At 60.6% G+C, this 17,631-nt stretch carries 14 protein-coding genes and 2 pseudogenes; 8 read left to right on the top strand and 8 right to left on the bottom strand.

Going from position 1 to position 17,631, the window contains the following annotated elements; translation table 11 throughout:
* From V9L18_RS17595 to V9L18_RS17605, 3 genes and pseudogenes are all read right to left on the bottom strand, one after another.
* Positions 1 to 407: pseudogene (locus V9L18_RS17595) on the bottom strand (malate synthase A); the annotation flags it as partial.
* 46 nt (positions 408 to 453) lie between these two features.
* Positions 454 to 999, bottom strand: a complete 546-nt coding sequence (locus V9L18_RS17600; protein ID WP_337348453.1) for a DoxX family protein — start codon at positions 997 to 999, stop codon at positions 454 to 456.
* Positions 1,000 to 1,368: 369 nt separating this feature from the next.
* Positions 1,369 to 2,289 carry a VOC family protein gene (locus V9L18_RS17605; RefSeq protein WP_337348454.1) on the bottom strand — a complete coding sequence of 307 codons (921 nt, stop codon included), beginning with the start codon at positions 2,287 to 2,289 and terminating at the stop codon, positions 1,369 to 1,371.
* 436 nt (positions 2,290 to 2,725) lie between these two features.
* On the opposite strand from V9L18_RS17605, the gene V9L18_RS17610 reads away from it, so the two are divergent.
* The 4 genes and pseudogenes from V9L18_RS17610 to V9L18_RS17620 all read left to right on the top strand — a co-directional run bounded on the left by V9L18_RS17610 (position 2,726) and on the right by V9L18_RS17620 (position 7,696).
* Complete coding sequence (locus tag V9L18_RS17610) at positions 2,726 to 3,343, top strand: VOC family protein (RefSeq protein ID WP_337348455.1); 618 nt, start codon at positions 2,726 to 2,728, stop codon at positions 3,341 to 3,343.
* Positions 3,344 to 3,548: 205 nt separating this feature from the next.
* Positions 3,549 to 3,692: pseudogene (locus V9L18_RS22095) on the top strand (hypothetical protein); the annotation flags it as partial.
* 1,821 nt (positions 3,693 to 5,513) lie between these two features.
* Positions 5,514 to 5,660, top strand: coding sequence for a hypothetical protein (locus tag V9L18_RS17615; protein ID WP_337348456.1), 147 nt, complete (start codon positions 5,514 to 5,516; stop codon positions 5,658 to 5,660).
* A gap of 218 nt (positions 5,661 to 5,878) precedes the next feature.
* Positions 5,879 to 7,696 carry a glycoside hydrolase family 15 protein gene (locus V9L18_RS17620; RefSeq protein ID WP_337348457.1) on the top strand — a complete coding sequence of 606 codons (1,818 nt, stop codon included), beginning with the start codon at positions 5,879 to 5,881 and terminating at the stop codon, positions 7,694 to 7,696.
* A gap of 654 nt (positions 7,697 to 8,350) precedes the next feature.
* On the opposite strand, the gene V9L18_RS17625 is transcribed toward V9L18_RS17620, so the two are convergent.
* The 5 genes from V9L18_RS17625 to V9L18_RS17645 all read right to left on the bottom strand — a co-directional run bounded on the left by V9L18_RS17625 (position 8,351) and on the right by V9L18_RS17645 (position 13,308).
* The gene (locus V9L18_RS17625) at positions 8,351 to 8,662 is read right to left on the bottom strand and encodes a putative quinol monooxygenase (protein ID WP_337348458.1); all 312 of its coding nucleotides are present in this window, start codon (positions 8,660 to 8,662) and stop codon (positions 8,351 to 8,353) included.
* A 27-nt stretch (positions 8,663 to 8,689) separates the two neighbouring features.
* Complete coding sequence (locus V9L18_RS17630; protein WP_337348459.1) at positions 8,690 to 9,601, bottom strand: ABC transporter permease; 912 nt, start codon at positions 9,599 to 9,601, stop codon at positions 8,690 to 8,692.
* Between the two features lie 120 nt (positions 9,602 to 9,721).
* The gene (locus V9L18_RS17635; protein WP_337348460.1) at positions 9,722 to 11,194 is read right to left on the bottom strand and encodes a sugar ABC transporter ATP-binding protein; all 1,473 of its coding nucleotides are present in this window, start codon (positions 11,192 to 11,194) and stop codon (positions 9,722 to 9,724) included.
* 51 nt (positions 11,195 to 11,245) lie between these two features.
* Positions 11,246 to 12,202 (bottom strand): substrate-binding domain-containing protein, encoded by a 957-nt coding sequence (locus tag V9L18_RS17640; RefSeq protein ID WP_337348461.1) that lies wholly within the window; start codon positions 12,200 to 12,202, stop codon positions 11,246 to 11,248.
* 53 nt (positions 12,203 to 12,255) lie between these two features.
* Positions 12,256 to 13,308, bottom strand: coding sequence for a zinc-dependent alcohol dehydrogenase family protein (locus V9L18_RS17645; RefSeq protein ID WP_337348462.1), 1,053 nt, complete (start codon positions 13,306 to 13,308; stop codon positions 12,256 to 12,258).
* Between the two features lie 251 nt (positions 13,309 to 13,559).
* Between V9L18_RS17645 and V9L18_RS17650 the strand changes: the two genes are divergently transcribed.
* The 4 genes from V9L18_RS17650 to V9L18_RS17665 are packed head-to-tail and all read left to right on the top strand — an operon-like array spanning position 13,560 to position 17,309.
* Positions 13,560 to 14,468, top strand: a complete 909-nt coding sequence (locus tag V9L18_RS17650; RefSeq protein ID WP_337348463.1) for an SMP-30/gluconolactonase/LRE family protein — start codon at positions 13,560 to 13,562, stop codon at positions 14,466 to 14,468.
* Between the two features lie 14 nt (positions 14,469 to 14,482).
* On the top strand, positions 14,483 to 15,517 hold the full coding sequence (locus V9L18_RS17655; protein ID WP_337348464.1) for a zinc-dependent alcohol dehydrogenase family protein: 1,035 nt from the start codon (positions 14,483 to 14,485) through the stop codon (positions 15,515 to 15,517).
* On the top strand, positions 15,514 to 16,527 hold the full coding sequence (locus tag V9L18_RS17660; RefSeq protein ID WP_337348465.1) for an aldose epimerase family protein: 1,014 nt from the start codon (positions 15,514 to 15,516) through the stop codon (positions 16,525 to 16,527). Before V9L18_RS17655 ends, V9L18_RS17660 begins: the two co-directional genes overlap by 4 nt.
* Positions 16,524 to 17,309, top strand: coding sequence for an SDR family NAD(P)-dependent oxidoreductase (locus V9L18_RS17665; RefSeq protein ID WP_337348466.1), 786 nt, complete (start codon positions 16,524 to 16,526; stop codon positions 17,307 to 17,309). The genes V9L18_RS17660 and V9L18_RS17665 overlap by 4 nt, the downstream gene beginning before the upstream one ends.
* Positions 17,310 to 17,631: the final 322 nt, after the last annotated feature.

Raw genomic sequence — 17,631 nt, forward strand, 5'->3', positions numbered from 1 at the left:
GTGAGGTTCAGCTGGCCCTTGATCACGTTCCGCCACGTGGGGGTGGAGGAGTCCTCCATGTCCGCGAGCCACACCTTAGCGCCGGAGTTCAGGGCGTTGATGGTCATTTTCTTGTCCACCGGCCCGGTAATCTCAACACGCCGGTCTTCCAGGCCAGGCGCCGGGGGAGCGACCCGCCACGACGGGTCATTGCGGATGTCCTCGGTCTCCCGCAGGAACCGCGGGTCCTGGCCGCCGGCGATGTCCGCCCGCCGGGTCCGGCGTGCCTGCAAAAGTTCCTGGCGCCGCGCCGCCGTCGCCCGGTGCAACTTGGCCACAAACTCCAGTGCATCAGGAGTCAGAACCTCGTTGGACCCCTCAACAGGACCGCCCATTAGAGCGATCTGTGCCACAGTCATGCTGTTCATACGCTGCCTTCATGTTTGTGGAGAATATTCGTCTTCGGTTGAGGGTTCAACCAGCAGCTTTGGCTTCCTGACTTTGTGCGCGGCGGGCGATTTCAGCGCGGCGTTTGAGGAGTACGGCCGTGATGGCAGCCGCGGCCGCCACCAGAGCTATTGGGCTCATCCACTGCTGGTTCAGAATATTGCCAAGTGCTTCGTCAACGGAGTATCGTCCCGGGCCGGCGATTGAGATGCAGGCGGCTGTGGTTGCCAGGACGAGTGGATATTCATATCCACCCTTGACGGCCCAGAAGCCCTTGTCCCGGCTCGACGCCGCTGCCCCAACCATGGTGCTCGCGGCAGCGGCAGCGGCCGCCGGCGTTCCAAGGCCGACGACCATGAGGAGGCCTCCGAATGTCTCCCCGAGCCCGGCCATGAGAGCGTTTCGACGGCCAGGTTCAAATCCCATGGTGGAGAAAATTTCCCCTGAACCGTCAAGACCTTTGCCTCCGAACCAGCCGAAGAGTTTCTGCGCACCGTGGGCGGCGATAGTTCCGCCGACCACGATTCGGATGAGCAGCAGGGCGAGGTCCAGCCCGATGGATGGTGTTGTCATGAGTGTTCGTGTTCTTTCTTGAATTTTGTGTTTTTGCCGGTCGGAAACCGCCAATAGTAAATGCCGCGGATTTCGTATCCGTCGCTTCGGTGGACGAGGCGTCTGTGCCATGGCGCTCCATGGATCCAGACGGCGGAGCCGTCTTCCATCTTGTCGTCAACGACCCCTGACATCGGCGGAAGGCCACTACCCGTCAGAAGCACCGATAGTCCGACAGGAATTTCTGACCAGTCGGAGAAGTAGTCGCCTACTGCAGAGTCACCGCTAAGACCTCCGACCGTCCAGACGTCGCTGGACGGATCGAACACAACCTCACTGTCACGGACTATCATCGGCTCTCTTGCCTCCTCGGTGTTTGTCCGGAGCCCGCTACTTCGGACCGTGGACGCCGGTCATGAGGGCCGCAAGGTCCTCGGGTTTGAGGAAGGACGGGGGTGGCGGCGGACCCCAGCTAAACAGGCCCTTTGCCCCTTCCAGGACCTCGGGCTTCCATATTTCGTCCTCGGGAATGCAGTCCATGTCGGAGTAGTACTCCGAGAAATTTCCGGCAGGGTCCTTCAGGTACCAGAAGAAGTTCGAGCCAGCGTAGTGGCGTCCCAACCCCCAGATGTGCCGTTCAGGGTTGTCTTCCAACATGGAAAATGCTCCCCTGCCAACGTCGTCAATGTCGTTGACTTGCCAGGATGTGTGGTGGAGGTAGTTGACCGGGGAGTTCAGGACGAGGACATTGTGATGGTCGATGGAACAGCGGAGAAAGCTTCCCTCGTTCTTGATCTCATCGCTGACCTTAAAGCCGATGCCTTCTGTGAAGAATTTGATGGTCGCGTCCAGGCTCACCGATCCAATAACCACATGGCCGAGCTTTCTGGGGTGTACACGTCCGTTGCGCACCACCCCCGGAGCTCTCCCGGTTCTGTCGTAGCGGCCAGGGCCGTTGTACGGAGTCGCCGCCGTAGCCTTTTGCGCCACACGGGGCGCCAGCGTCACTGTTACACGGATTTGCGCGACTGGTTCAATCACGGACACGGAATCGTAGGTCTGCTGGACCTGAAGGCCAAGCCCGGTCAGGTTCCGTGCAATCCGGCCAAGATCTTCCTGATGGTCCGCCGCCACCGCCAGCTCAACAAGTCGCCTCGTTGGTGCGTGAACAATTCTTAACTGTTCGCCTCCGTCAGTCGTGGCAAACCTGCCCTCGCCCAGTGGAGCGAGACCGAAGTCCTCGTAGTACTTTTCTGTTTCGGTGACATTGGGAACGCCCATGGTCACGGAAGCGAGTCGATGAAGGGACATCGTCAGCAGCCTCCTGGGTGAGCAACGGCCGCTATATCCGCCTCAGCTATCACCAGCGGCCCAAGTAGGATTCGTCGTTGGATTCCTCCGGATCCAACAACTGCCGGACACCTTCGGTCCGTCCGTTCTGCCCGGTCACAAGTCTTTGCTCGACAGGGCCGGTGCTCTTCGAATGATCCCTCGCGCTCCATGGCTACCTTCCACTCCACATTGAGTATGCGATCCTTCTGGATCCCAGATCGATCGTCGCATTTCGAGATTCGGCATGTCAACGATATTTCGAAATTATGGCTCGTTTTCTTTTTTTGTTAGGTGGGGATCAAGGGCGCGGACTGCTTTCCGACATTGGTGGCGACATGCTCGGTTGAGGGCGACAATGCCTGTATGGGCCTATTCAGGCTCCCAGGAGAGAGGCAAGAGCGTGTCCAGTAAGCGAATGCCGAGGCGCCCAATCATCGCCCCGCGGCTGCACCACACAGCCATCACAACCCTGCGCATCGAGGCCATGATTGACTGGTATGAGAAGGTGACCGGGCTGACACCGGTCTACTACGGCGACCATGGTGCCTGGCTGACCAACGACGAGGCGAATCACAGGATCGCCCTCCTGGTGCCGGATGGCCTGCGCCACCCCACCGACAAGGCGCACACCACAGGTCTTCATCACACGGCCTTCGAGTACGCCACATTCGATCAGTGGCTCGACAACTACATCCGCCTCCGTCAGACAGGGATTACACCGTTTCTTACGCTTGACCACGGGATGACCATGTCCCTGTACTATGCAGACCCGGATGGCAATGGAGTTGAGATACAGGTAGATACGTTCGGAGACTGGGCCGAATCTAAAGAATGGATGTTTGCATCCATTGAGTTCGAGGCTGACCAACTGGGCCCCCACTTCGACCCTGAAATGCTGGTCAAAGCCCGCGATGAGGGCCAAAGCTTCAGTGAGATCCACAGCCGCTCAAGGAACGGCGAGTTTCGCCCCGCCGGCATCCCTGACTCAATCCTCCTTCCAAGCGACCCGGCGGCGGAGCAGGACATCCAATAGCCTCCTGCCCCGTCCCGCAGGCCCGGGCAGGACCTCAAATGCCGACGGCCTCTCAGCACTCGGCCTATCCTGATGGAATGACGATAGATGCCGAGCGCGAGGCCCCCAAAGCGCGCAGACGCCCCGCGAATTAGGGAGACCGTGCTGGAGGCCGCAATTGCCCGCGTTACTTCGGGAGACCTGAGGCTGTCTAGACGAGCTCGCCAGGGACATTGGAGTCGGCGTCGGAACGGTATATCACCACTTCGGCCCACGCCCCGCCCTTGTGGAAGCACTGGCATCGGGTTGCCATCAGGCTGAGCTACACCCAAACCTGACGTCAGGATTTGACTGTATTACCGTCCGATAGGCTCAGAAGGCCTCTCTGCACTCCGTTGGCGACGAGAATTAGATTGCATCTGACAGACGCTCGCCCGCGACAAGGTGTCCGCTGGAAGGCTGCCGTAATGTCCCGGTTCATCAGGTGCTACCCAGCAGCCTGGGACCGAGTGGGGCCCGGTTCTTCGCATGGCGCTCCCGGGACTCAGGGCTAAGCCGTGCGCCCCCCTTGCAAGTTGCCCGGCCCAACGCCGCCGTTGCCTGCGCCGGGCTGGGAAAGTCGCGCGCGTGTCCACACTTCACCGTAAGTTTGTGCACACGCTTAGCCCGAAACGCCTCTGACCTGTGGCAACGCAGAGTCGATAGGCGGATTGCAGTCCCACACACCGGCATCCGTTGGGGGTTCCGGGGGATTGTTCCGCTCCTACAACGCCCTGCGTGCCCGGACCGCTGGTTTCAGGAACCACCATCCGGCAGAGCATCCCAGACACCTTAGCGGGCGGTCACGTCGGCCCGGTGTGTGGCTCCCATGGAAAGGTAACAGCGCCAACACCCCTCGGAAGGTGCACGGCATGCTCGATCTTGCAGCCATTGGCACACAGGCCCCTTCAGACGGCACAGCCCCAGACGGCACGATTGTCCCGACCCCAGCGCTCTCCCCCGCGCCCGGGATCTCTGCACGTCATGTACCCAGGGATGGCCGGACGCATGAACTGCCATCAGCAACAAAGTCTGCGGAAGGGATCACGATGCGAGTCGGACAGTTGGCTGACAACCAAGTGTGGACAGTGTCAACACCTCTTTGGCCGGACAAACACAGCCCAGCCGCTCACTCTGGTCCTCAGGAAACAGCGAAATGGATGGGAAACCGGAAAGAAATTGGCCCTAGGTCATGTCGTCAACACAACGCGTAGCCATGAATGAGTGATGGCCACCCACGGCCATCAGAACACCCCAGAAAGGAGGATAGATACCAGATCTGATGCAACCGCAGGGCCCACCAGCCAGGACCCTGATCCCGCCACCCACACAACTTCACAGGTCACCGCGGCGCCAGGCACAGATCGCGGCCAGTGTCAGAGGGACCCGCGGAGGGTCAATGTCAACACATTAAAAGCAAAAACCCCTCTGACGAGGGGAAATGCGTGCCCGAGGTAGGACTCGAACCGCATTCCAGCCCTTGCAAACACTGGGCTCCCGCGGAAACATGCGGAATCCGGGCCGGTCCGCCCCATATACGACGCGGTCCGCCAGCAAAGTGTGCACAATGTGCACACCCCTTTTTGACGGTTTTGAACACCCGCGCCCCCGACTGGTGCACGGCAGCTCTGCGTTCCGCGCCCGAAGCCTTCCAAACGGAATTTCGGTATTCTCCTCCCGTCCGAGCTTTCATGGGTTATAGCGTTGGAGGTTGCATGACCAGAGGCAGCCAGACGGGCGGGGCGATGGCAGCTAACAGGAAGCCAACGTCCAACGCTGAACTCTCTTGGCACATCGGGCGCAGCGGGCGGGATTTGGCGGACGGCGCGTGCTTGATTACCGGCAGAGTTGATGTGTCGAACAACCGGTATTCCGTCGCAGCGGGGACCTGTATGGTTCCGGCCTCCTCCACTTTCTCCCGGCTGAAGCCGTGGTCGCCCCGAAGAGATCAACACAGTCTCGGGGTCACAGAGGGAATAGAAGGAAATTTCTGCCCAAAGTTATGGACTGGCAGAAAATTTCGGTTACCATGGGTAGTAACAGCACAGCGACACCACGCTCGCATCCATAAGCCGCAGTGCTGGGAGTGCTTTTGATGACGCGGCGCGGGTCAAAACCCTACCCGTTTGAACACTGTAGAAGGGAACACACGATGACTCGCGAAGAAGCCTTTGCACGTTGCCCCGCTGACTCCTACGTTGAGTACTACGGCAACCAATGGCTCGTTATTCCGTTTGCACGCGTCGTGCAGCCGGAATTCTTCGACTGCACTCCCGGACCTCGACTTACCCATGCCTGAGACGCCCCACTGCTGAAGATTCTTCCAGCAGCCACCGAGGTCAGTGGACTTCGTCCCGAGGCGTTGCTCTAACAGCTCGTCGGCGGTAGGAAACCAATGCTTGGGCTTCTATTCCTGGGGCCAGATGCTCGGCACGGTGGCCAGACGGCGGCATATGGAGATCAAAGCGCTGGGAGACAGGCCTATGTGGATTCCGTCCCGTCGTGATTTAGTGAAGCATGGCCGCCTTAATAGAGGATTATGCGCTGCTTTCCGATCTTCACACCGGGCCTCTCGTTTCGCGGCGGGGCAGCGTTGACTGGCTGTGTTTCCCGCGTTTTGACTCGCCCTCGGTCTTCTCTGCCCTACTCGGGGGTGAGGAACATGGTCGATGGCTGTTGGCGCCGAGTGCGCCGGAGGCCGTGGTCATTGACCGCCACTATGTCGACTCGACGTTCGTACTCCAAACAACATGGCAGACCGATGCCGGCAAGGTCATGGTGACGGACTTCATGCCGGTGGGTGACAACCGTTCGCGTCTTGTCCGTCGCATGACAGGACTCAGCGGGACGGTCCTCATGCGCCACGAGATTAGAATCCGACCCCAATACGCCACTGTGTTGCCTTGGGTGAGTCGGGTTCGTGATAGCTCGCCGGGTCAGGGTGCGGAGATTCTCCTGGCCATGTCGGGTCCGGACGCTCTGGCCCTCCGGGGTGAAGATCTTCCGATTGCGGAAGGTCACCGGCATGCCGGGGAAATTTGGGTTGCACAGGGGAAGAACGTGGACTTCGAACTAACATGGTTCCCGTCACACGAGGATGTGCCATCGGCCGTCAATGTCGATGCCGCCCTTGAACTGGCTGTGGCCTATTGGACCACCTGGGCAGGAAATTGCCGCGATGACGGCAAATACGGCAGTGCTGTGAAGCGTTCGCTGCTGGTGCTTCGTGCGCTCACCCACTACGAGACGGGCGGCATTGTCGCTGCGCCCACCACATCCCTACCGGAGGATTTTGGTGGGTCACGCAATTGGGACTACCGCTACTGTTGGCTGCGCGATGCCTCTTTGACGTTGGAGGCCATGTTGACACATGGCTATGAATCGGAGGCGCTGAAGTGGCGTAACTGGCTTTTACGTGCTCTCGCGGGCGATCCGGAGGACCTGCAGATTATGTACGGCGTAGGGGGTGAGCGGGACCTGACGGAAAAGGAGCTCCCCCACCTTCCCGGATACCAGAATTCCAGACCGGTGCGAATCGGTAACGCCGCCGTGTCCCAGTACCAGGCTGACGTGGTCGGTGAGGTGATGGTGGCACTTGAAAGGCTTCGGCTGGCCGGAGGCAAGGAAGACCACTTTTCCTGGGCACTCCAGCGTGCGCTGCTCGGATCCGTGGAAAATCACCTCGAGGACAAAGACTTCGGCCTGTGGGAAATGCGCGGTGATGCCCAGTACTTCACCCACTCCCGGGTGATGATGTGGGCCGCCTTTGACAGCGGAGTGCGGGCTGTTCGCGATCACGGCCTACCTGGACCGGCAGAGCATTGGGAGCAGCTCCGTGAGGGATTGGCCGCGGAAATATTGGATCTCGGCTTCAACCGGGACCTCAACTCCTTCACCCAAACCTATGGCGGTCGGCAGACTGACGCTGCTCTGCTGGCCTTGCCGCAGGTTGGCTTCCTTGCCTACGACGATGAGCACATGCTCGGTACGGTTGACCAGTTGGAAAAGGAGCTGCTCACCACTGAGGGCCTGCTGCTGCGCTACCGCACTGAAACAGGAGTTGACGGATTGGAACCGGGAGAACATGCGTTCCTCGCATGCTCCTTCTGGCTAGTGGAACAGTACGCGCGGTCAGGCCGTTGGGGGGACGCCAGAAACCTTATGGACGTGCTGGTCGGCCTCGCCAACGAGCTGGGCCTGCTCAGCGAAGAATATTCAATGAGGGAAAAGCGGATGGCGGGAAACTTTCCACAAGCCTTCTCCCATCTGACACTAGTGCGGGCGGCAGACGCCATGCACGGCGTGGACCGCGTCAGCCTGCATCCGAAACATTGATAGAAAAGGCCCGCTTCTCTGGCAGCCGTAACTGAGCCGGCGCCATCCCGCTCTGTGATCCTTGTCGAATAAGGCCCTGTCCATATCCGCTCGACAACCAGAGGGCGTCTGGCGCCAGAACCTCCGGCACACTCACCGGCACCCAACTCCGAGCTTCGGTCCTGTGTCAGCCGACGCACGCCGGGTCCGTTACTGAAGGTACCTAAAGACGCCGTGGCTGTAGGCGATGTGTGGGCATCCCATTTCTTCGCGTCCGGCAAAATCAACGCCCGCTTCATGGCCGCCCTCTCCAGTAATCCGCTGACGAAAATGGACTTCGCGGAACCAGGATAATGCCGTCCGAGAGTAAGGCCAGGACCGGAATTGGAAGGTGCCGGCGATGAGCCCTGGCTCCCTTCGAGGTGTTTGTACCGGCGCGCTCCACAGCTCGGTCGGGCCTCACGGCGGTTCAACATCGCGCGCCGGGTCCAGTCACCGGCGGATACCCCGCCCTCTGATGGCCCGAGGCCCGGCCTAGTGAAACGACCATCTTGGGCGACTACCTCTATCCTTGCCGCGCGTTAAAGTAGCGATGTCGGCCTATGTTTCCTGATCAAGTAATCCGTGATCTCGCGTGGACAGGGGTACGGACCTAGCCTTACGTGTCGCTAGAAATCACAGGATTGCCTTCGACTTGTCACCGATCGGCACAGCAGTTAGCGGCCACACATTCGCGGGCTCTGCTAGAAGCGGTGCCAGCTCGGCGTTGAGGGCGGCGTTGTCGACCGTGGCAAGGTGCTGCTCCCAGAGCAGACGACTCGACCAGCGCTCGATGACCATGAAGGAGTCTGAGCCTTCGTGCAGGGCGAATAGCTCGCATCCGGGTTCTTCCTGCACGCCGGGCCAGTATTTACGGCAAACGGCTAGGAGTTTTTCGCGATGTCCGTTTGCAGGGCTGAGGGTGACGACGACTACTAGTGCGTTCATGATGTCCTTTGCTGGTGTAAGAACCGGTTAGGCGACGGATGTTCCGCGACGTAGGCGGTCGACAAAGACCGCGAGGAGGATGACCGCACCCATGATGATCTGCTGATAGAACGACTGCACGTTCAGCAAGGTCATTCCGTTTGAGAGCACAGCAATGAATAGCGCACCGACGAGAGTACCGATCAATGACCCCCGGCCACCCATCAGTGAGGTACCCCCCAGCACGATTGCTGCGATCGCGTTGAGTTCGTAGCCGCTTCCGAGATCAGGAACGGCGCTTTCAAGCCGTGCCGACACGATGACTCCCGCAATTCCGGCGCAGAGACCGGAAATTACGTAAACACTGAATATAATCCGTCGTATCGGGATGCCGCTCAGTCGGGCCGCCTCGGAATTTCCTCCGATCGCGTAGACCTGGCGGCCGAAGACAGTTCGCTCAAGTAGGAACCAGCCCAGGACGTACACCGCGATCAGGACGAGGGCTGCAATCGGGATGCCTAGGACTTGTCCCTGACCGATCCAGGAGAAGGTCACGTTTTCCGGAACGAGGGTGGTGCCGCCGGTGCCAACGTAGACAAATCCACGCAGGTAGGTGAGTGCGGCAAGCGTGACGATGAACGCTGGCAACGCAAATCGGGCAGTGAAAAGGCCGTTGATGGCGCCGATGACCGCGCCCGCGATAAGGGCGAGGCCGACCGCGATGAACCACGGCGCATCCGAGTTGGCCATGACAATGGAGACCATGGCCGTCACACCCAGTGCGGAACCGACAGAGAGATCGATCCCGCTCGTGAGGATGACGAATGTGCCCCCCGCGGCGAGGATGGCGATCGCCGCGACCTGACGGACGACTTCGATCAGGTTGTTGACGCTCCAGAAATACGGGGCGATCAATGCCATGACTATCACGAGCAAAAGGAGCGCGGCGCTGATCCCCACGAGTCCGCTTCGGGAGAGTGCTGCGAGGAGGCTGCCTCGCCCCGGACGGACTCTGTCGAGCACTGGGGAGGGTGGCGATTGAAGCTGGGACATGGTCACGGTAGCTGGTCTCCTAATGGTCTAAGCCTGGGTCGCTTGGGCGATCCCGAAAGCATGGTTCATGACGGCCTCTTCGGTAAGGCTCTGGGCGTCGATTTCTGCAACTAGCCGGCCCTCGCGCATGACGTGTACGCGGCTGCTGAGTCCGATCAGCTCCGGCAGTTCGGACGAGATGACAAGGACCGCCACTCCCGCATGAGCGCACTCATTGATGATCTGGTAGATCTCCGCTTTGGCTCCGACATCGACCCCACGGGTGGGCTCGTCGAGAATCAGGACCTTGGGTTTGGTCTCCAGCCACTTCGCGAACAGCACTTTCTGCTGGTTGCCGCCGGAGAGTGTGGTCACCTCTTGGCTGAGTGAGGCCGACTTGATCCCCAACCGTTTCTGCGCTTTGCTGGCAACCCGCTTTACTGCTGTGGGCGTTACGACTCCAGCAGAGGAGATGTGACCGAGGCTCGCGAGCACGATATTGGCGGCGATCGATTGGTCAAGCACAAGCCCCTGCGTCTTCCTGCTCTCAGGGAGCAGCGCGATCCCGGCGCGTACCGCCGAGCCCGGCCCGGTCACGTTGACCGGGGACCCGTCGACCGAGACGGTGCCGGAACTTGCTCTGTCGGCTCCGAAGATGAGGCGCACGAACTCGCTCCGACCTGATCCGATCAAGCCGCCGATTCCCACAACCTCACCGGCCCGCACATCAAGATCAATCGGGCCGATGTCTTTTCCGTTGGTGAGTTGTTCAACCCGAAGAACGACTCTCCCAGGCGCCGGTCGCTCCGCGGTGAACAGCGAGTCGATCTTTCGGCCCACCATCCTGAGCACGATCGCATCCGGCGTTGCCTCGGCTTTCGGCATTGTCTCGACGAGTGATCCGTCGCGCATGACGCTGACGGTGTCGGCCAGGGCTTCGATCTCCTCCATTCGATGCGTGATGTAGATAATGGACGTGCCGTTTCGCCGAAGCTCGTCCACGATGCGCAGCAGCCGCTCAGTCTCAGCGGAGGACAGCGCGGACGTCGGCTCGTCGAGAATCAGGATCTTCGGTTTCTGCGCGAGGGCACGGGCGATCTCGATCTGCTGATGGTCGGCGACGGTAAGTTCCTCCGCTCGCATGGTGACGGGGAAGGTCGCTCCGATGTGGGCGAGCTGTGCACGGGCGTTCTCCAGAGTTGCAGATCGATCGAGGGCGCGGAACCGATTGCGGTTCTCCTGCCCCATTGCGAGGTTGTCGGCGACGGTCAGATTGGGCGCAATCAGGAGCTCTTGGTGGACGAGCGTAACTCCGGCCATACGGGCCGACTTGACGACAAAAGGGCCCATCTGACCGTTGATCTCTACCGTGCCGTGATCGGGCTGATGGATACCTGCCAGCAGCTTCGTCAGTGTCGACTTGCCTGCGCCGTTCTCGCCTGCGAGCACGTGAACTTCACCCGCGCGGAAGTCAATGTCGACATTTCTCACAACAGTCGTTCCGTCGAACGACTTTGTCACTCCCCGGAGGCGAGCAACCACTCGCGAGGCCAGCATGTCTGTCAAGGTCACTCAGCCCCAGGGCTTGTACTTGGCGACGTTCGAAGCGTCGACGAGTTCCGTCGGAACGAGGATAACTTTCTGATCAGGCTCCTTGCCATCCACGATCGAGATCCCAAGATCAATGGCCTGGCGCACGAGCGCTGCAGGGTCCTGCGCAGCAGTGGCGGTGATTAGACCCCCCGCAGCGATCGCGTCGGTGGCGGAGCTGGCACCGTCGACTGACGTGATGACGACCGATGCGCCCTTCTGTTCGGCCGCTAGCTGCACACCAACGGCGCTCGGGTCGTTGATGGCGAAGAAGCCGTCAAGATCGGGGTTTGCGGTCAGGATATCTGTGGCGATGGGCAATGCCGAGTCACGGCTGTTTTCACCCCGCTGGTCCGCCACGATCTTGATGTCGGGATACTGGCCGAGAACGCTCTTGCAGCCTGCGACGCGATCGTCAACGGCGGACACCGGCGTTCCATTCAGGATGGCAACTTTACCCTTTCCGCCCAACTGTTCGGCCAGTGATCGACACGAGATCTCCCCTGCCTGTGTGTTGTCGGTGGTGATGTTAACGGTGGCGTTCTTGGACTGGTTATCGACGCCAATAACGGGGATGCCCGCGCTGATGGCACGTTTGACCGCAGGCCCGACGCCGTCGGTGTCTGCGGCGTCAATCACGATGAAGCTGACCCCCGCAGTTATGAACTGGTCGATCTGGTTCGACTGGGTCTGCACGTCTTCGTTGGCGACTTGAGAGAGTACCTCGGCGCCAACTTCCTTGCCGTAGCTTTCGGCGGTCTTGGATTCCTGTTGAAAGAAGGGATTGGTGCTGTTGGCGACCGTCACTCCAATCTTCAGGGGGCCGTCGCCGGAGGCGCCGGATGCCGTTGCACATCCTGTGAGTCCGATCGATCCGAACACGGACATGGCCGCGATAACACTGACGTTGGCAATCATATTTTTACGGGTTGTTTTCACAGATTTGCTCCTAAGTTTTGTCCTGGAACTGCCTCACGACTTCGTTCGGGTTATCAAGGACGCGTGGGAATTACGACCGACTTGATCTGCTCGGAATCGTGCAGGTTATCGAGGGCGGTCTGAAACTGGTCGAGATTGACGACACTTGTGACGATCCCGGCAGTCGAGATCTGGCCGGACTGAAGCGCGAACAGGGCACGCCCGATGCAGTTGGCCTGGGCAAATGAACCTTTGATGGTTAGTTCCCGGCTGAAGACTTCGTAGGGTTTCACAGCTGCGAGGGCGTTTTCTCCGGCGAGTCCATAGACGAGAACTGTGCCGCCGTTGCGGGTGAGGCTAATGCCGAGCTCAAGTACCGATGTAGATCCGGTTGCCTCGACAACCGCATCGAAGCCCTCAGGCGCGATTCGCCGCAACTCCTCGGCGGCGGCGTCCGGATTCGCGCGGTCGATCTGAACGGCGTGGTTCGCTCCTTGCTTGAGTGCGACGGCGAGCTTGGAGGCAGTGGGGGCGGCGACGGTGACTCGCGCTGCGCCAGCCATTCGCAGCAGTTGGGCGAGGATGAGGCCGGTGGGACCTGCGCCAAAGATCAGTACGTCGGAAGCCGGTTTGAGGGCCAGCACGTCGACTCCGTGCAGGGCGCAGGCAGTTGGCTCGGTCAGCACTGCTATGTCGGGATGGAGACCGCCCGTGGGAAAGATCTTCGATGCGCTGGCGATCAGATAGTCTGCAAAGCCGCCCGAGCGGTCGCATCCGAGCGATCCGAAACTGGCGCAGTAGCCTGGCTGTCCTCTCTTGCACGATGGACACTCGCCGCAGAATACAGTCGGGTCCACGACCACTTCGCTGCCAACGGCCGGGCCGGTCGTGCCGTCGCCATAGGCTGCGACCTCTGCGACGATCTCGTGGCCCGGTATCAGTGGGAACTTCGCGATGAAACCTCCATGAAGGAGGTGCTCATCCGTCCCACACACACCCACGCGTATCGGACGCAGCAGCACTTCGCCTCGTCCGGGCACGGGAATGGAGATCTGCTCCAGGCTCCAGGAAGACCCTTCGTCGAATACGACGGCCTTCATCGTGGCTGTAAGGGAACCGCTCAGCATTGCTCGCTCCTTCGCGAATGATTTCAGATCGACTTATCTCTCTTCGGACGTATTGTCCATCCTATGCATGCTCTTCAGAAATTACTACCACTAGGGTAGACTTTATTGAAATTAAATTCCCACGATCTACCGGCGGTCACGCTTGCCGCCGCACTCGGGCGGAGCGCGCGAAACGCTCTAGGTGTGTACTGTATTTCGGACACGCTGTCCGCCCAATGAAATATTCCACTTCGATGAAGAAGGTGTCAGCGGTGTCCCGATCCCCCTGTGAGGAAGCGACAACAATCGCATCCGGATTTAGCTTCCTAGAGAGCCCGCGCTGGCACGAAGGGGCGCTATACGCCTCTGACTTCTACTCGGAGAGGGTGCTGAAGTTCGACCCGTCGGGCACCCACGAAACCGTGTGCTCGGTTCCCGGCCGCCCATCCGGACTGGGGTTTTCCCCAGACGGCTCGCTCCTGGTCACATCGATGCTAAACCGTGCAGTCATGCGCTGGGACGGCCGCAAACTGTCAGCTCACGCACGCTTCGGGAACCTCATCACCGGCTATGCGAATGACATGCTGGTGACCCCGGAAGGCTGGGCGCTGGTCGGCAGCTTCGGCAATTCTGACGCCCATCCCGATTCGCTGCAACGGACGGGACTTGTGCGGGTGTCGCCCGACGGAACAGCCGACCTCATTACGCCCGGACTGGTGTTCCCTAACGGCATCGTCTTCACGCCCACTCGCACTGAGATCATCGTGGCGGAGACATTTGCGGCCCGCCTATCTGCGTTCGACTACTCCGTCGGCCCCGACGGCCGCCCGGAGCTGGGCACCGGCCGCACCTGGAAGCAGTTCGGCGAAGCTCCCGACTACCTCGACATCGCCAGGGCCACCCGGGAACTCGAAGTTCTCCCCGATGGCCTCGCAACCGATTCTGACGGCGCAATCTGGGTGGCATCCTCAAACTCCCATGCTGCGCTCCGCGTTTCGCCAGAAGGCGAAATCGTTGAGTCGATCGACGTCGGCGAGCTCAGCGTCTATTCACTTGCCCTCGGCGGGGAAGATGGCCGGACGCTCTTTCTGTGCTGCAGCCCGACCTTGGGCACTAGCGATCCGACAACCACTAACGAATCTGTCCTCATGGCCGCCCGCGTCGATGCGCCGGCCGCCTGACTGAAAGGATCATCATGACCACAACCGTTCGCGCCCTGCGCTTCGCCGAGAAGGACCGCGTCTCCGTTGTCGATGCCGCGCTCCCGGAAGCGGGTCCCGGTGAGATCGTGCTTGACGTGAAGGCCGCGGGCCTTTGCGGCAGCGATTTGCACTACTTCCATATGACCCATGACCAGATGCAGAACGCCACCCAGCCGCGCTCCCCTGAAATGACCCCAGGTCACGAGATAGCCGGTGTTGTGGCATCGATCGGCCCAGGTGTCACCCACCCACGCGTCGGCGACCGTGTCGCAATTCAGCACTACTCGGGGTGCGGAACCTGCGAAACCTGCCGTAAGGGTTGGGACGTGCACTGCGAAAACGCGCGGGTGTACTCCCTCAACCGGCCAGGCGGTTGCCAGGACCAACTCATCGTGACGGCGAAGGACGCCGTGGTGCTGCCGGATTCGGTGAGCTTCGCCTCAGGTGCGTTCCTGGCCTGCGGGGCGACCACCGCATATCAGGCAATCCAACGTTCCGAGGTGCGCCCGGGAGGAACGGTGCTTGTGATCGGAGCCGGACCTGTCGGCCTTGCCGTGCTCACCTGGGCAAGAGCTTTAGGCCTTCATGCCATCGCGACCGACCCGAGTCCGCAACGTCGCGAATTCGCCTCAAAGATCGGGTTCACGGACGTCTACGACTCCAACAATTTCGACATCTCCACGCTCCGTACAGAGAGGGCGGATGTCGTTATCGAGACTTCAGGCAATATCCATGGCCGGCGCGCGGCGCTCGAAGGGGTACGCACATGGGGAACCGTCGTGTTCGTCGGTCTCGGGCCCGGATTCGATGTCGATCCCGTTCCCGATCTCATCATGCGTCAAGTGACACTGCGAGGCATGTTCGTGTTCAGCATCCCACTCATGATGGAAGCTGTCAGAGAAGTTGAGAAGCACAGCGTCGACCTCGATCCGATCATTACCCGCATATCGAACATCGAGGACGGTCCGGAAGCCTTCGCCGATTTCGCGAACGGCAGCGTGGGCAAAACCGTAATCGGTTGGGCATGATGGTGACCATCTCACGCAATGCCGACGGTCGCACATACCGGCTTGAGAGCGACCTGCTCGCTGTCACCATCAACCCTGAGCGCGGTGCGGATGTCCTTTCAGTGATCTGGCGCCCGACGGAGACTGAGATTCTCTGGCAGAACCCGAGGTCACGCGGATTGTCGCCTTTGCGCGGCGACTACGATACTGATCCTCGTTCGTACTTCGACAACTACCCAGGCGGCATGCAGGAAATTTTTCCGAACGCCGGGCCGGCGACAGAAATAGGAGGGGCAACTCTGCCTTTCCACGGGGAGGCGCTGCGACGACCCTGGACCGTAGAGCACACGGAGACGGCGCTGACGTGTACTACCGCGCTCACGCGGTATCCGTTCGCTTTGACGAAGACGTTCCGACTTGATGGCGGAGTACTTCATGTCTCCGCTCGCGTCGAGAACCTTTCCGACACCGAACTGCCAGTGCACTGGGGCTTCCACCCCGCATTCAACACCCAAACCATTGCGGGATCAGGCCAGGTGTACGGCGCTTTCGACGCCTTGACGAGTCATCCGGATAAGTTCTCCTCCTCGCAGCTGCATGCCCCCGGCACTCGAATCGACGCTTCCCCTGTTGACGGCGTCGGGGTCTTTAATCTGGCACCAGCAGGATCACGCAGTGCCGACCTGCTGTACGCGACGGTCTCCGAAGGCTGGTTCGGGCTTAGATCTCCGTCAATGGATCTCCTGGTCACGATGTCGTGGCCCGCAGAAGTCCTCCCCGAACTCTGGATCTGGGAAGAAGCCCACGCGCCTGGCGGCTACCCATGGTGGGGCACAGCGCACATCGTCGCAGTTGAGCCGCACACCACTTCGCCGTTCGGCCCCCTTGCGAGCGAACACGGCGCGATCAAGATCTCCGGCGGTGACACGCTTCAGATCGAACTTACCCTGGGCGTGCAGCCGATCGCCCAGAAGGAGATCCCCATCGGAATGGATACAACGGGTGTGGCACAACTGGGAGTGAAGACATGAACCGATTCGAGGGAAAAGTCGCCATCGTTACCGGAGCAGGCGCAGGAATCGGTCGCGCCACAGCCCTGCGGCTCGCCTCGGAGGGTGCGCTGGTAGCAGTTTTTGATATCTCGCAAGAGGGTGCGGATGAGACGGTTAGGCTCATCGATGAGATCGGCGGCCGCGCCGCTCCATTTGCCGCCGACGTCTCCGAAAGACGCTCCGTGGAGGGGTCGGTGCGGGCGGTAATCGACCGGCTGGGCGTACCTTTCTGCCTCGTCAACTGCGCCGGCATCCTTAAAATCACCCCTGCGCTTGAGATGAGCGTGGAGGACTTCGATACCGTAATCGGCGTCAACCTCCGCGGGACATTCCTCATGTCCACCGCCGTCGCCCGCCATCTGGTGGCGGCGAACCAGCCTGGTCGGATCGTCAATGTCTCATCAATCCACGCCGCAATTTCACTTCGCGACTCGGCGGGCTATGCCGCCTCCAAGGGCGGGATCGAAGCCCTTACTTTCACGCTCGCAGCCGACTGGGCAGAGTATGGCATCACCGTCAACGCGGTGCGGCCGGGTGCCACGTGGTCGGCTCTGACCACACCCATGTACACGCCCGAAGTGCTCTCTGCATTGGAGCGCCGCATCCCTCTCGGTTCCGTCGCACAGGCCGAACAGGTTGCGTCGGCGATCGCCTACCTAGCATCGGAGGAAGCGTCGTATTCGACCGGTGCAGTCCTCGCCGTTGATGGTGGGTACACGGTCAACGGGGACCTGCCAGGTAATGCCTACTCCTCCATGTGATCACCTACGAAACTGCGCCACGCCCCAGGAGTCAGTAGCGGACAGCGGCAGTTGCCGGGCTCGCCGGGCAACTGCCGGGAACTTCTGCGGGTGGCGGTTGACTGCAACGAGCTGAAAACGTTCCCTATGCCAGAAGGCGATTCGCGATAGCCGCCCCGCACTTACGTGCGGGGCGGCTATCGTACATTCGGGCGAGTTGGTATGCCCCGGCGGCGATGACGCTTGGGCCGTTATCTTCCGGCAAGCCGTGCGCCGACAGCTCATACTCCGTTCAAGAATCCTGTCCATGTGAAAGATGTCCAGGCCAATCCGTCGCCGCCGC

It is taken from the genome of Pseudarthrobacter sp. CCNWLW217 (genome assembly GCF_037203985.1).
Lineage (GTDB): Bacteria > Actinomycetota > Actinomycetes > Actinomycetales > Micrococcaceae > Arthrobacter.

Excerpts from the sequence above, each read along its gene's own strand:
- V9L18_RS17610 (WP_337348455.1), top strand. The coding sequence starts at position 2,726 with ATGCCGAGGCGCCCAATCATCGCCCCGCGGCTGCACCACACAGCCATC.
- V9L18_RS17665 (WP_337348466.1), top strand. The coding sequence starts at position 16,524 with ATGAACCGATTCGAGGGAAAAGTCGCCATCGTTACCGGAGCAGGCGCA.
- V9L18_RS17645 (WP_337348462.1), bottom strand. The coding sequence starts at position 13,308 with ATGCTGAGCGGTTCCCTTACAGCCACGATGAAGGCCGTCGTATTCGAC.
- V9L18_RS17625 (WP_337348458.1), bottom strand. The coding sequence starts at position 8,662 with ATGAACGCACTAGTAGTCGTCGTCACCCTCAGCCCTGCAAACGGACAT.
- V9L18_RS17655 (WP_337348464.1), top strand. The coding sequence starts at position 14,483 with ATGACCACAACCGTTCGCGCCCTGCGCTTCGCCGAGAAGGACCGCGTC.
- V9L18_RS17605 (WP_337348454.1), bottom strand. The coding sequence starts at position 2,289 with ATGTCCCTTCATCGACTCGCTTCCGTGACCATGGGCGTTCCCAATGTC.
- V9L18_RS17620 (WP_337348457.1), top strand. The coding sequence starts at position 5,879 with ATGGCCGCCTTAATAGAGGATTATGCGCTGCTTTCCGATCTTCACACC.
- V9L18_RS17615 (WP_337348456.1), top strand. The coding sequence starts at position 5,514 with ATGACTCGCGAAGAAGCCTTTGCACGTTGCCCCGCTGACTCCTACGTT.
- V9L18_RS17600 (WP_337348453.1), bottom strand. The coding sequence starts at position 999 with ATGACAACACCATCCATCGGGCTGGACCTCGCCCTGCTGCTCATCCGA.
- V9L18_RS17660 (WP_337348465.1), top strand. The coding sequence starts at position 15,514 with ATGATGGTGACCATCTCACGCAATGCCGACGGTCGCACATACCGGCTT.